The organism is Pantoea allii, assembly GCF_002307475.1.
Classification (GTDB): domain Bacteria; phylum Pseudomonadota; class Gammaproteobacteria; order Enterobacterales; family Enterobacteriaceae; genus Pantoea; species Pantoea allii.
The window spans coordinates 314,077-325,840 of the sequence record NZ_NTMH01000040.1 but is presented as its reverse complement, the minus strand read 5'-3'; the positions used below and the strand labels follow the sequence as shown (position 1 = coordinate 325,840).

General features: G+C 49.8%; 18 protein-coding genes and 1 pseudogene. 3 read left to right on the top strand and 16 right to left on the bottom strand.

The window, feature by feature from the left end; genetic code table 11:
- Positions 1-135 precede the first annotated feature (135 nt).
- The 4 genes from CMR03_RS18620 to CMR03_RS18605 all read right to left on the bottom strand — a co-directional run bounded on the left by CMR03_RS18620 (position 136) and on the right by CMR03_RS18605 (position 2,799).
- Positions 136-486, bottom strand: coding sequence for an HNH endonuclease (locus CMR03_RS18620; RefSeq protein WP_096012287.1), 351 nt, complete (start codon positions 484-486; stop codon positions 136-138).
- The gene (locus CMR03_RS18615) at positions 440-1,066 is read right to left on the bottom strand and encodes a hypothetical protein (RefSeq protein WP_096012286.1); all 627 of its coding nucleotides are present in this window, start codon (positions 1,064-1,066) and stop codon (positions 440-442) included. Before CMR03_RS18615 ends, CMR03_RS18620 begins: the two co-directional genes overlap by 47 nt.
- Positions 1,067-1,130: 64 nt before the next feature.
- Positions 1,131-1,334 carry a DUF7336 domain-containing protein gene (locus CMR03_RS18610; protein ID WP_096012285.1) on the bottom strand — a complete coding sequence of 68 codons (204 nt, stop codon included), beginning with the start codon at positions 1,332-1,334 and terminating at the stop codon, positions 1,131-1,133.
- Between the two features lie 7 nt (positions 1,335-1,341).
- Positions 1,342-2,799 carry a glycosyltransferase family 2 protein gene (locus CMR03_RS18605; RefSeq protein WP_096012284.1) on the bottom strand — a complete coding sequence of 486 codons (1,458 nt, stop codon included), beginning with the start codon at positions 2,797-2,799 and terminating at the stop codon, positions 1,342-1,344.
- 119 nt (positions 2,800-2,918) lie between these two features.
- Here CMR03_RS18605 and CMR03_RS25640 point away from each other — a divergent pair, with 119 nt between their 5' ends.
- The gene (locus CMR03_RS25640) at positions 2,919-3,098 is read left to right on the top strand and encodes a hypothetical protein (protein WP_096012283.1); all 180 of its coding nucleotides are present in this window, start codon (positions 2,919-2,921) and stop codon (positions 3,096-3,098) included.
- 76 nt (positions 3,099-3,174) lie between these two features.
- Positions 3,175-3,363: a hypothetical protein gene (locus CMR03_RS18595; protein WP_096012282.1), complete on the top strand. Its 189-nt coding sequence runs from the start codon at positions 3,175-3,177 to the stop codon at positions 3,361-3,363.
- A 42-nt stretch (positions 3,364-3,405) separates the two neighbouring features.
- Here CMR03_RS18595 and CMR03_RS18590 read toward each other — a convergent pair.
- Positions 3,406-3,672: pseudogene (locus tag CMR03_RS18590) on the bottom strand (Acb2/Tad1 domain-containing protein).
- A gap of 102 nt (positions 3,673-3,774) precedes the next feature.
- On the opposite strand from CMR03_RS18590, the gene CMR03_RS18585 reads away from it, so the two are divergent.
- Positions 3,775-4,098, top strand: coding sequence for a hypothetical protein (locus tag CMR03_RS18585; RefSeq protein WP_096012281.1), 324 nt, complete (start codon positions 3,775-3,777; stop codon positions 4,096-4,098).
- Between the two features lie 120 nt (positions 4,099-4,218).
- Here CMR03_RS18585 and CMR03_RS18580 read toward each other — a convergent pair whose 3' ends face one another.
- The 11 genes from CMR03_RS18580 to CMR03_RS18525 all read right to left on the bottom strand — a co-directional run bounded on the left by CMR03_RS18580 (position 4,219) and on the right by CMR03_RS18525 (position 11,729).
- Complete coding sequence (locus CMR03_RS18580; protein ID WP_096012280.1) at positions 4,219-4,674, bottom strand: lysis protein; 456 nt, start codon at positions 4,672-4,674, stop codon at positions 4,219-4,221.
- On the bottom strand, positions 4,664-5,167 hold the full coding sequence (locus CMR03_RS18575) for a lysozyme (protein WP_058707567.1): 504 nt from the start codon (positions 5,165-5,167) through the stop codon (positions 4,664-4,666). The genes CMR03_RS18580 and CMR03_RS18575 overlap by 11 nt, the downstream gene beginning before the upstream one ends.
- 2 nt (positions 5,168-5,169) lie before the next feature.
- On the bottom strand, positions 5,170-5,418 hold the full coding sequence (locus CMR03_RS18570) for a class II holin family protein (RefSeq protein ID WP_033774448.1): 249 nt from the start codon (positions 5,416-5,418) through the stop codon (positions 5,170-5,172).
- Positions 5,419-6,160: 742 nt separating this feature from the next.
- Entirely contained in the window at positions 6,161-6,562 is a 402-nt protein-coding gene (locus CMR03_RS18560) for an antiterminator Q family protein (RefSeq protein ID WP_096012278.1), read from the bottom strand.
- 21 nt (positions 6,563-6,583) lie between these two features.
- Positions 6,584-7,597, bottom strand: coding sequence for a DUF968 domain-containing protein (locus CMR03_RS18555; RefSeq protein WP_096012277.1), 1,014 nt, complete (start codon positions 7,595-7,597; stop codon positions 6,584-6,586).
- Positions 7,594-8,310: a phage antirepressor KilAC domain-containing protein gene (locus tag CMR03_RS18550; RefSeq protein WP_096012276.1), complete on the bottom strand. Its 717-nt coding sequence runs from the start codon at positions 8,308-8,310 to the stop codon at positions 7,594-7,596. Before CMR03_RS18550 ends, CMR03_RS18555 begins: the two co-directional genes overlap by 4 nt.
- A gap of 126 nt (positions 8,311-8,436) precedes the next feature.
- Positions 8,437-8,811 (bottom strand): RusA family crossover junction endodeoxyribonuclease, encoded by a 375-nt coding sequence (locus CMR03_RS18545; RefSeq protein ID WP_096012275.1) that lies wholly within the window; start codon positions 8,809-8,811, stop codon positions 8,437-8,439.
- Positions 8,808-10,115: a ParB/RepB/Spo0J family partition protein gene (locus CMR03_RS18540; RefSeq protein ID WP_096012274.1), complete on the bottom strand. Its 1,308-nt coding sequence runs from the start codon at positions 10,113-10,115 to the stop codon at positions 8,808-8,810. The genes CMR03_RS18545 and CMR03_RS18540 overlap by 4 nt, the downstream gene beginning before the upstream one ends.
- 115 nt (positions 10,116-10,230) lie before the next feature.
- Positions 10,231-10,662 carry a PerC family transcriptional regulator gene (locus CMR03_RS18535; protein ID WP_096012273.1) on the bottom strand — a complete coding sequence of 144 codons (432 nt, stop codon included), beginning with the start codon at positions 10,660-10,662 and terminating at the stop codon, positions 10,231-10,233.
- Between the two features lie 9 nt (positions 10,663-10,671).
- On the bottom strand, positions 10,672-11,550 hold the full coding sequence (locus tag CMR03_RS18530; protein WP_096012272.1) for a conserved phage C-terminal domain-containing protein: 879 nt from the start codon (positions 11,548-11,550) through the stop codon (positions 10,672-10,674).
- Positions 11,547-11,729, bottom strand: coding sequence for a DUF4222 domain-containing protein (locus CMR03_RS18525; RefSeq protein ID WP_096012271.1), 183 nt, complete (start codon positions 11,727-11,729; stop codon positions 11,547-11,549). Before CMR03_RS18525 ends, CMR03_RS18530 begins: the two co-directional genes overlap by 4 nt.
- Positions 11,730-11,764: the final 35 nt, after the last annotated feature.

Sequence of the window (11,764 nt, the reverse complement as noted above, 5' to 3'; positions counted from 1 at the left end):
GCGGAAAAAGGTTAGGCGGCGGTCCTTAAAGGCGAGAGGGGTGAACTTTCGACCCGCCCTCCCCCTGATAAATGATAATGGCTCTCATTTGAGGTGAGATAGTTACATTTGAAACCACTTTGATGATATTGATTCTCATTTAAGCCTTTCTTTTGCGGTTTTTCTGCGGTGGCAGGGCCAGCACAGGGCCTCAAGGTTGGTGTCATCATCGGTACCCCCATGTGCTTTGGGTACGATGTGGTCAACGGTCTTGGCTGCTGTTGGCCTTCCGCTTCTCAGGCAGTTCTGGCAGAGATGCCGATCACGCTGCAGGACGCGGGCCCTTATCGCATCCCACTTGCTGCCATAGCCGCGATCATGCCTGCTCTGCCCCTGCTGATGCTGCTCCCAACCATGATTGCGGTGAGCTTCACAGTAACCTGAGCGGTCAGTTGTGGTCTTAGCACAGCCGTGCTTCCTGCATGCTCTTGGGATCAATGCTGGCATCAAGCCTCCACGCCCTGCGGCGCTGTGTGCGTTGCTCATTGTCCGGGTGCCGCTCAACGGTGTTCGAGTCTGCATGGTCAACAAGTGAATAGCATGGATAGATAACGTCGCCGCCATAGGCATCACCAACGGCGTAGTCTGCTGGCTTTGCGCTGTCCCACCTTGTAAGAACATCACTGATACGATGTTGCGGTATGCTGTAACAGACGCCGTGTATCAGCCTGCTCATGATTATGTAGTCTGTCTGCCGCTGGTCGCTTTCAATAAGCTTTGTTGCCACCTCAAGCTGATACTGTGGTGGCCTGCCGGTGCCTAAATAGAAAGACAGCAAATCATCAGGGAATCGGTCAAGCCAGGCTGCTACCTTTTCGGTGAAGCAACCTACCAGCAGCGCATCGTCTTCCAGTATCACTACAGGGCAATCCTGCTGGCTGGCCCACTCAATGGCGCGGCGGTGATTCCAGTTTGCGCCGTGCTGGCCTTCATCAATCAGCAGGTGAGCACGCAGCGACCACGCCAACTGTTCTGCCTGATGGCGGCGCGAGTGATGGCCGACGACGACCAACTTTACATCACTCATAGTTGACCTTTTTCGCAAGCAATAAAAAAGGCCGCCGAAGCGACCTTAATGTATTTTGGTTAAATTAGAGATGCTGAGGCACTTTCATTTCATCAATTGTTTTTTCAGTTATCTCGAAATTGTCATCGGTATATTTACCACCCAATGCATCTAATGGGTGCTCAGTTAAAAATTCTTCCTTCGCAGCAGACGCCTTTTCCATCGAGGTGAAAATACCTAAAACGTGGAAGTCGTCGTAGTTAACATATTCCAATACGTAAACTTTCATAGAACCTCTACTTGTGCCGCCACCAGGCATAATCCTTACCCACACCTTCAGATTTAAACACGGTATGCACGCGCGGGCCAGTCACAAGCCTGTCAGTGTATCGATGAGCGACTATGCCGAAAGCGATCATATCGCCAACGGATGCCGCTGAGTGCTCTTTGCCCCAGAACCGCAACGATTCGATGTGGTAATACAGCCGGACAATGCCATGCGCTATTGCCATCACATCATCGCGGGTACCACCAAGCAGTCCAGCGTTTAACATCACATCATTGCGATGCTCATCAATGAATGCCTGACAGATAGCTTCGGGATGATTCTGCTTAGCCCATGTGTCGGCGTAAGTCTTGGGTTCAGAGCCAACGTAAATCTTGCCCTCTTCCATTTCCTGCCATGGCTGCTGAAGCATTTCTACATCAGTGCCATCGGTACACCAGACAAAGTGATATTCAGGGTGATCGCGTAAGTGCTGCCAGATATGCAGCCAGCGCCGGAAATAGACATTCATCTTCACATCAGGCACACGAAATAACTCCGTATCAGCCGGAACAGTGTCCAACTCATCAGCCAGTACGATGCGGCCACAACCACTGAGCGATGCCGCCCACTTAGCCAGCAGGTCATGTGAAGGTGTTATCTTTGTTCCGCGCTGTGGGTCCGGCTGGCTAGTCAGTAACGTGGTGATGACGACATTGCGTTTATCGCGGTACTCAGCATATCCGGTGTAGCCGCTATTACGGCGCTCATTGTGGATAGTCACATTGCGCTTAACCTGAGCTTCACGGTCTGGCTTTGGTACAGAACGCTCAACAGCCTGATGCTCATCAAGCGAGTAAATTAACTTTTCCGAACCAACTACATCAGCGAACGCCCATGACGTGAGCCCGGCATTGTGAATGCGTAACGCTAAATCTGAATGCTCATACATGCCGCGCTGATAGATGGGGTCAAACCCACCTACCTTTTCAATCACGCTGCGATGGTAGTAAAGCATCACGCCGCGCTGCCCCGTATAGGCAACGTGCTTATCGTCGCGGTATAACACGGCTATGTCGTTAAGCTTCTGACCTGTCGCTAAGTCCTGAAACTGATAGGCAAGATGCGGCTCAGGTGAATCGATATAGGGCAGTTCCCAACCACCAGCTACAGGGTGAGCATCGTCATCCCACAAAAATAAATGCTCGCAGCCCGCATCCATCAGCGCCTTAAGGCTGGCGTTCTTTGATGCCACGATGCCGCGTGACACGTCACGTCGAATAACTCTGACGCCAGAGGGAACAGTTACCGGAATGTTAGAACCGTCATCAATAACAACCACCAGCGCACCAGCAGGAAGAAACTTAAGCTGATGCTCGAGGGCGCGGGATAAAACGTCATGTCGGTTGTGTGTGCTGACGGCGATGCCAATATTCGATACGCGTTCAGTTATGGGCGCGTACTCAACGCCATCAATGCACACTTTCATCCAATCACCTGATTTATATTGATTACTTAATGTATGAATTTATTTCAATTTGAAATATAAGATTTCATTAATAAAATCTTATGGCCTCAATCTTGTGGCAATTCCCTTAAGGGGGTTTTATGTCTTTAAAGCCTGGTCAGAACAGTGGTAAAGATGGCGGTGTATACCAACAGATTGGCCCTCGTGGAGGTAAAACCGATAACTACACTACTATTCCTGACAATCACACAGCTCCACCAACCAGCAAACCCGGCGCAACATGGGAGCCGGTAAAGCGCACCCCTGATAGTAAGCGTTAAATATATATAACCGGTCGATAGGCCGGTTATTTATGGGGCGATAGGTGGTTGATAAAACAATTTCAGGAGAAGACTAATGGTTAGAGTCGAAATCGCCGGTATCTTTTACGACATTGGTAAAGAGAATGGCATCTACTTTGCGCGAGCCTCATCAGGTCAGTCACCTGTTGGAATGACACTTGAAGAACTCAGCAAAGGACTGGCAAACGTAACCGGGCTTAAAGAGGAAGACGTGTATCAATATTTACTCAGCCTTGACATCTAATTTCCTCATCGGGCGCATCTTTTGAGCGCCTTTTTTAAATACTCAGCAATCTGAATCAGGACGAGCAACAGCACGACAGGCATACATACATGCTTTCTTCATTGCGGCTTCCGCTTCACGGCACCATTCGTATGCATCGTAAGGATAGTCATCACGTGGAAGCTGGCTGAGATCGCTACCATGCTCGCGCATCAGGGAGATAAACTGGCGGCTCAGTTCTTTAAACTGATTCATCTTGCCAACTTCACCATGCGATAAAGTTCGGTAGCCTTTAACTGTGCTTCCGTCCTACTGTTTAGCCTCACTCATTTTTTCACTTGTAATGATTGGAATCTTGGAAGCCAACATCAAATTGTTCTTAATGGTATAATCCCTGATGTCAATTTTGACTTAACCTCCGGGACATAAAAAATGAAAATTGAAGATAAAAAAAAGTTATTAGTTTTGACAGCCCTTGCAGATGTGTTCCCCTCACCTCTTTCTGACTGGGAAAAGTTAGATGAGTCTATCGGAGATCATCTCGAACTTACTGGTTACTTAGTTTATCTGAATGATTATGGCTACATTGTTGGGGACATTAAGTTCACTCCCTATGAAACTAATTACCCATGGCACTTAGACTTGCCCACCATCCGCATTACAGCAAGCGGACTTGATCATCTTGAGCAATTGGATAACGAAGAAAAAGCAACTTCTTCAGGCTCGGGCTTGATTAGAAGAGAACGGCGCTACTAGTTTTTAATAGCCAGTTTGATAACTGGCTAATTTTCAATTTTCCGAATAGCAGCTCTATCTATAATTCCTTGGGCACAATGCCGTATAGCTCTGGATTGAGGTTTAAGCTGTCACCGAACGCTATCGGCACTGCTCTAAGATGTACCTCTGCAGATATCTTACTTTTGACTGGTCGCTGATAATTCCGGCTCGGATACTGAGAACGTTTGATCCAGCAACTGGAGAGAGTTCGACGGTTCCTGCATTGCCCATGCTGCCGGAGGTGGTGGATTGCGGTTTACATTCGCCTGTGACCCGCACCCGGCCACCAGCAGCCAGCTTAGCGCGAAGCCTGTCATTTTCAGCGTTCGCATCATCTAACTCCTTGGTATATTTCGCATCGAGGGCAGCAACGTCTCGCTGACGCACCTGCATGTCATTAATCGTGGCATTTGCCAACTTTAGTTCGCCGGAGGCCTTATCCCGCTGCGATTTAAAATCAATGGCATTGCCGCGATAATAAAAAGCCGTGCCAGAGGCTGTCAGTAACGCAATCACAAGCAGGACAATTAAAGCTATGGCTGTCTTAGATATCATCAGGACCGTCCGCCAGGCACATCGAGCGCTCCATATCGCGGCGGTTCATCAACCCGCGCCATTTCATCCCGCCCGCATAAACCCATCGGCGCAACTCTTCGCAGGCACCAACCTGATCGCCCGCGTTCATCTTTTTGAGTAGCGTTGATTTTGAAAACGCTGAAATGCCTACGTTGTAAGTGAAACTGTAAAGCGCCGCCTGCTGGTAATCATTGAGAGGCACTTTAACCATCTCATTCACAGCCTTTTCTACAGGCTTAAGGTCACGAATAAGCAGACGATCACATTCCCTGTCCGTATAGCGCTTGTTCTTAATGATGTCTGAGCCCGTATGACCATCACAGACTGTCCAGACGCCAGCAACATCCTTGTAAGGCTCGTATACCCGCCCTTCAACACCGTCTTTACCGCCAATAAAAACTGTCGCGATTAACATGGCACCGCCACCAGCAGCGGCTATCAGCTTATTACGCAGACTGCCTGATATAGCCATGCTTATTCCTCCCCAAGTTTTTCTGACGGGATGTAACCGCGTTGCTCAAGGGCTTTGATTTGGGCCAGAGAAACTTTTCTTTTGAAGTAGACGTTTATGGCAAAGGTCAGAATTGCAACCACGATGCCTGATATCACTCCTACAGCACTCCACTCATCAGGGCTAAGCCGGGTGAGCAACCCGTTAGCCACTGTTCCAGCAGAAGCGCCATAAGCAACGCCAGTTGCAAGTTTGCTCATATCGATACTCATGCTCACCTCCGCTATTACGGTCGGTGCTGTGTGGGGTTTAAAAGATTGCGCATCGCCACTGCGTCAAAGGGTAAGTGGTTGCTGATTGGCGAGCGCAAAAACGAAAAAAGGCCGCACGATGGCGACCTCTTGGATTTTGATCGGGCACAAAAAAAGCTCACATATGTGAGCTTAAATGTTTCCAAACTGTTTATTTTATCTAACCAATCCGATATGTTGGTATTGGATTTTCCCTGTGTTCGCTACTTAGCATCTCCAACTTCAGATATCTTCGCAGGATGGTGAAGTTGGGGACTTTTTTTCTAGACAGAGCCTCGAATCTTCACTTAAGAGCCATCAAGGAATCATTCAGCAAAACTAATGCTTTACCCCAACCAGAACAACTAACCTTAAGTGCAACTATAGCTATACTAAAGTTTAGTAAACTAAGAGTAAGTCATTACTTTTCAATAAGCTAAAAACGTATTCTTTCGTAATCCATCCATCATAAATCCCTGACGCATTCCGCGATAGTTTCTTTGCCCGTCGGCAACAGGGTTAATCTTGCTGTGAATATCACAATATGAAAGGCGCTACAGGTTTGCAGTCCTGGACAGAGCGGTTTAACCGTCTGCGCTCAGTGCCTTTGGTATTGTGTGGAAATGAAAAAACCCCGCCAGTTGGCGAGGTTTCTAATTTAAGAAGCTATGCGTTGTTACCACTCTTAACAGATTACACAGAGAAATTCGTAACGAAAAGCAGATTAAGCGGTTTTTTGAAAAATAGTTTTCTGAGTCGATTCATCCATCTCAAGCCGGGCATCTGTCATCAGTATGCAGGCATCAATAAACGTCTCTGCGATCATCAACTTTTGACGCACTTTCCCCTCTGAGCATTTAAGCCATCGGGCAATCGTCGATTTGGAAACGTCATAACGGTAGTGCGCCATAATCAAATCCAGTTCATCCAGGCGACCAACCTTTTTGAGCATTCCCACAGCGGTATCAATAATCATGCCGTCATTGTCACAGCACGAAGGACGGCTACTGGTGCTCTTTGGCAGCAGTGTAATAAACATGGGGCTTGTTGGATTCCAGCCCACCTGAGTACCCTCACATGCAGCCCAGCCACCCCAACGCTCTAATACCAGTTGAATGTCACGCATATTAAATCTCCTCCACACACTTTATTTTTTATCTGTCCCAATAACGCCAACTGCAATAGCGTGATCAAGAAACCGGAATAACAGTTCGATCTGACTGCCGTAATTCGACTCAAAAAGTTTTGGGTCGCGGTGTAACTCGTCGTGATGCGCCCTGCAAAGCGGAATCACGAATAAATCATGTGCCTTTGTTCCCATACCTCCCTGACCGTGTCCAATGATGTGATGCGGATCATCTGCCTGATTAGCGCAGCATGCACATTTCTGCGCCTTAACCCACTGTGTGTATTTCTGGCTCTCCCAGCGCTTACGCTTAGGCCGCCTCATGAATGACTCAGGCGATTCAGGGTCAGCGACGAGAGTGATTATCTTTTTGACCTGCTCAGCGGCCCTCTGAATAACCTGTTGAGGCTGGCTTTCTGGAGCAATATGCGATTCTTTAAGCTCACCTGAGATAATCTTTACTGGCATACGCAAAACACGTCGTGCCGGTGCTTCAGGTATCAGGTCGATAAGGTCATTCAGTGAGGCCCACCAGCACAGCTCGGGCAGAGTAAGCTGATGCTCCCCATGCAAACCGAGTTGGCTGCAAACCATCCTGATTATCCACAGCGCTGTGTTTCCTTTAGCGATGTTGTCCAACTTGCCGGGTGTGCCATGCTCCCTGAACTGATTATCGTGGCTGTAGCACAATGAAACCAGGCCGGATTCAGTTTCGTGAAGCGTGTATTCATGGTGATGCCATGTTGCATCGTCATGCCACTGGCAGCAGCCAAAGCTACGAACGAACCCAGCCAGGCCATTAGGTCCACCAGCGGCAGCTATAACGCGATCATGGCTGAAGAACGGGGTAAGGGATGGCTCGTCAAGTAGCGGCTGTGTGCCGTCATTGATCCTGCCTGATGGAAGGTCAGCCATATCCGGTGTAGGCGTGCTCACCAGAACGCGGCCACGAAACATCCCCATCAAGTCTGAGCCAGGCTTGAGCAGCACTATCCCTGTGCGCGGAGCAACCTCAGGCGTTAGCAGTGCTCTCACTCATCACCCCTTTCCGCTTTGTGAGCCGTCCACAGCCCGCCAATCCACTGAACGCCTTTGGCAGTGAAGCGTGACTGACTGAAGGCATAATTTGAATCGGTAGTGGTGCCGGTTCTGACTTCAAACCGACCGGCTTCGATGTGCTGGCTATAGGGGGTCATGACACCATTGAGTCGGTACATGATCCGGCTATCAAGCAGGAACAGACGAAGCTCTGGCTCTTTGGCCTCAAGAAGTTTTGCTACCTGACGGAATGTCATTGAACCAGTAGCCGTGACGTAACGATCCACGAAAGCGACCTTTGGCGCGGCTTCGGTAAGCTGTAGCTGCAGGCGCTCCTTCTCCTCTTCCATTTCGGCGGCCAGGCGAAGTGCCTCAGCAAAGGTCTGCGGGATTTTAGCTGGCTGGCTTTGCTCTAACTCATGCAGCCGCTTAATCACTTTCATGCGGAGAATGGCACTGTAACCGGTGATGAGGCATTCGGTATGCTCACGGTCGAGGTGATACTCAGTCTGCTGGCGGTTCATGGTATCAAAATAGATACGCTGAAATTTCAGCGCATCTTCCCCCAGGTCATCTAGCATACGGCGAATATCAACAGTGACATTCTTGTGTTCTTTGCCTGTAAGGTCGGCAATCTCACGGCTGGTCATGATTGGGGCTTGAATGGCACTGACTACAGGCGCATTAGCGCCCGCTGATTGATTTAGCATTTTGAACTCTCCACACACTTTACACGCATTATTTTTAAACGGCCCCGCCCCATCACCTGCAAGTGAACGGGACCAACCTTTACCAGAGGCATCTGCAACATATCCCCGGTATTTGCACTATAACCGCTATTTAAATTCATTTCTCCCAAAGTTGAACGGGCTGATAGTCACCTCTGCTTTGCCCTGTTTAACCTGCTCTCCCCACTCTACAGTGAATCGCTTTATCTGCCTGTCATCCACCCATACGCCAGCATGCGTAAGGCTGTCGAACAGCGCTTTCTGGTAGTTATCCAGGTCGCGATTGCGCTTGTCTGGCGGGTACAGCAACACGGAAACTTCCACGTTCACTGTAATGGGCTGAGGGCGGCGCTTGAGCTGCGTAAGGATGGCTGCGATTGCGTTGGAACGAAAAGAGCGCCCGGAGGCGCTAATTTTCATACCCGTATTCGTAGCCCGCCAGTAACCGTTAACGCTTGGTGGAAATGGCAGGGTTAATTTCATGCAGCAGTACCCTCTTCGCCTAAAAGCTCTTTGACGGCTCCACGCAACAGGCGGACGTTTTCCCAGCAGTTCGGGTCTGTCTGCTCCACCAGCTCAATGAACTCACCAACGGTGCAGGGTTTAACAAGGCGGGTTTCAACCAGCACTGAATGGAAGCGGCGGAATCGGAAGCTCTCTTCATCAGGCCCCTCAAACTTTTCAGCAACCCAAAGTTTTAATTCAAGATCGTCATGGTGCTCCTGAATGAGTCGCTTTGCCTTCTGGACGGTTTCAGGCGGAACAACCAACATCTCTGGGCTTTCAACTGAATCTGAGGCCCACACGTGCGCGTATTTTGACTCACTGAAGCTGTATTCGTGCTTCATGCCGAACGCAGCCACAACGCAGGCCATCGTCTCAACGCCGCTATGCTCAAGAATATCAACACGCTTAAGCGGTAACTCTTCGCCGCCCTGCTGCTCCTGCACCAGCTCTGGTTCCGAAGTTTTTTCAGCGCCGGGGATGCCTTCACGGTATTCCGCCAGGATAGACATGATCTCATCGGTATATCTGGAATTGTGATACAGCGCTGTCAGGCCGTCTTCATCATCTCCCGACTGCGCATCGCATAGTAACTCGACCAATCGGCGTGCCTTCTCTGCGTTAAACTTTGGCATCGCGGCGCTTTTGGTCAGTTTCTTTTTGCCCGCGGCTTTGGCCTTTTCCATCTGCTGTTGTGCAACGCTGGAAGCCTTTGCACCATGCTCACGCTGAAGGGCTAATGCAGTGGTCGCTGCTACTTCGCCAGACCTGACCATATCAATCAGCCCATCGCCAACAGTCAGAAGCTGCAGGTGCTGTTCAACGTCAGTGACCGAGCGCTTAACCTTCTTCGCTATCTCTGCAGGTTCCCAGCCCTGATTGACCAGGCGCTGATAGGCAGCGGCACGTTCAAGCGGAAGTAATGCTCTGCCCTGGCTGCTTGTCACCATGAAGGCGATGCGGTCTGCTTCACTGCCAACGAAGTCTTTGCACTCAAGGCGCAGCTCGTGACCAGCTTCCTGAGCCAGCTTTGCACCGAAGTAACGGTGATGACCGTCGATAACCTTGATGCCCTGCTCGGTGACCTGAACGGCAAGCGGCGGCACATGCTCACCAGCGATAAACGCATCACGGAATTCTTCAACGTGGGTTTGGTCGATCTCGCGGACGTTGTAGCCAGGCTCGACGTAAAGCTCATTAACGCTCAGCAAATAGGTTTTGCGGGTAGTGATGTTGGTGCCTTTTTCGTCTTTGCCTTTATAAACCTGAGATAAGTTAGTCATACTGTGTGTAACTCCATAACCAGAGAGATAATCAGTAACAGGATGATTACCAGCACTTCCGGCAATGACCTGTAGAAATATTCGTGTTCTTCAAAGTGGCGTTTAAGGGCTGGTTTCATCTGTGAACCTCCCACTGCCAGTAATCGCTGACTTTCCCACTATTGATGCCGCTATAGTTGCTGCAGCGTATAGCGCCTCTGGCCGCGCACTTGTCGCTTTTGACTTTTGCGACCTGCCGGTTGTGTTCGAAGGTTGCTGTCATCATGGCGTTCAACCAGTTATGGCTGGCGCGAAGCCACAGGCCCTTGCTCTCAAGCTCATTCGCTGTCTGAACGGCTTTGAGATAGTCACCGTTCTCTTCAGGCCGTGGTGCGGTGTTTACCGTAAAGAGCCACTTCTGATTGCGAATCAGGATGAGCTGCTCGCACATCTGAAAAACTGCATCGCGGGCTGTTGCGTACTTAATGCCTGTCTTTTCGCTGATGCGCTTCATGCTCATACCGCCATGAGTGCGGAGGCATTCAAGAATAATTTCGGCGTTGTCCATGAATCCCCCTTAAGCGCCACGGAAGCCCGGAGGCGTCTGGCTGTCTACTGGTGGCAAAGCGGTTACGTCACGCATCCACTTGCCGTTGATGCATGGCGGGCGACCGGCGCGGTCCCACTTTTGTGCTGAACTCAGATAACCGGGAAACTTTCCAGGACGGAAAATGGTTTCTGGCCGAACGAACTCGCTCATCTTCGGGTCTTCAGACCACTTGGCAATGGTGTAATCCACGGTCAGGATCAGCTCATCAGCGCTGAAGTCTTCACTAAGACGACCACGGATAGGACCAAGTGACGATTTCGATTTCTGATAACGCAATCCAGCGGCGCGATTAAGATGCTCAAGAACACGGAAAGCATCCTCGGAACAATCACTGTCGGGTTTCGCAGAAACCTGACAAGAGTCTTTACCTGTAATCTCTGTAGTATTCTCTGTTGTATTCTCTGTAAGATCGGGACAAGTTGACCCGATGGATGGGGACATGTTGGCCTTATCCATGGGGACAGATTGACCTTTTCGAGCAGGACAAACTGACCTTGTCGATGGGGTCAATTTGTCCCCATCGGTCAATAAAGGGTTTGCGTGGTTAATCGCGTAATAATTAGTCCTGTCATGCTGCGTTTTTTTAAGCTGCTCAACATAAATCAACCCCCTGCTTTTTAAGGAAGTTAAAGCCCTCTTTACCGTCTTTTCTGACCAGAACGGGAATTGCTCTGTCCACTCTTCAATGGTGTTATAAACCCAACGTTTGCCGTCATATTCGACGCCAGATGTGGTGTCTTCCAGCCAGTAGCAAATCTGTTGAAGCACAATGGCTTCATTGAGGCCAATGCGGCTGGCAAGCTCAGGGCTCACCACAAGCGGCTTGACCTTAAGCAGTAAACTCATGGTGATACCTTCCTGAACTTCTGGCTGAACAACACACGCGGCAGCATGCAATCATGGGGATAACCAGGACGGCGGAAGATCACACGGTGATTAACCGTATCAACGCCGACAGTTGTGACTGAAACTCCACGCGGATCGGTGTAGCGCTCAACCCATGGCTTAATGACTTCAGTTTCCATGATTCACCCCGGCATCTACGGGCCGACGATAAAAC

What these genes read in the sequence shown, in the direction of transcription:
- CMR03_RS18620 (WP_096012287.1), bottom strand. Translation starts at nt 486, where the DNA reads ATGCCAGCATTGATCCCAAGAGCATGCAGGAAGCACGGCTGTGCTAAG.
- CMR03_RS18615 (WP_096012286.1), bottom strand. Translation starts at nt 1,066, where the DNA reads ATGAGTGATGTAAAGTTGGTCGTCGTCGGCCATCACTCGCGCCGCCAT.
- CMR03_RS18610 (WP_096012285.1), bottom strand. Translation starts at nt 1,334, where the DNA reads ATGAAAGTTTACGTATTGGAATATGTTAACTACGACGACTTCCACGTT.
- CMR03_RS18605 (WP_096012284.1), bottom strand. Translation starts at nt 2,799, where the DNA reads ATGAAAGTGTGCATTGATGGCGTTGAGTACGCGCCCATAACTGAACGC.
- CMR03_RS25640 (WP_096012283.1), top strand. Translation starts at nt 2,919, where the DNA reads ATGTCTTTAAAGCCTGGTCAGAACAGTGGTAAAGATGGCGGTGTATAC.
- CMR03_RS18595 (WP_096012282.1), top strand. Translation starts at nt 3,175, where the DNA reads ATGGTTAGAGTCGAAATCGCCGGTATCTTTTACGACATTGGTAAAGAG.
- CMR03_RS18585 (WP_096012281.1), top strand. Translation starts at nt 3,775, where the DNA reads ATGAAAATTGAAGATAAAAAAAAGTTATTAGTTTTGACAGCCCTTGCA.
- CMR03_RS18580 (WP_096012280.1), bottom strand. Translation starts at nt 4,674, where the DNA reads ATGATATCTAAGACAGCCATAGCTTTAATTGTCCTGCTTGTGATTGCG.
- CMR03_RS18575 (WP_058707567.1), bottom strand. Translation starts at nt 5,167, where the DNA reads ATGGCTATATCAGGCAGTCTGCGTAATAAGCTGATAGCCGCTGCTGGT.
- CMR03_RS18570 (WP_033774448.1), bottom strand. Translation starts at nt 5,418, where the DNA reads ATGAGTATCGATATGAGCAAACTTGCAACTGGCGTTGCTTATGGCGCT.
- CMR03_RS18560 (WP_096012278.1), bottom strand. Translation starts at nt 6,562, where the DNA reads ATGCGTGACATTCAACTGGTATTAGAGCGTTGGGGTGGCTGGGCTGCA.
- CMR03_RS18550 (WP_096012276.1), bottom strand. Translation starts at nt 8,310, where the DNA reads ATGCTAAATCAATCAGCGGGCGCTAATGCGCCTGTAGTCAGTGCCATT.
- CMR03_RS18545 (WP_096012275.1), bottom strand. Translation starts at nt 8,811, where the DNA reads ATGAAATTAACCCTGCCATTTCCACCAAGCGTTAACGGTTACTGGCGG.
- CMR03_RS18540 (WP_096012274.1), bottom strand. Translation starts at nt 10,115, where the DNA reads ATGACTAACTTATCTCAGGTTTATAAAGGCAAAGACGAAAAAGGCACC.
- CMR03_RS18535 (WP_096012273.1), bottom strand. Translation starts at nt 10,662, where the DNA reads ATGGACAACGCCGAAATTATTCTTGAATGCCTCCGCACTCATGGCGGT.
- CMR03_RS18530 (WP_096012272.1), bottom strand. Translation starts at nt 11,550, where the DNA reads ATGAGTTTACTGCTTAAGGTCAAGCCGCTTGTGGTGAGCCCTGAGCTT.
- CMR03_RS18525 (WP_096012271.1), bottom strand. Translation starts at nt 11,729, where the DNA reads ATGGAAACTGAAGTCATTAAGCCATGGGTTGAGCGCTACACCGATCCG.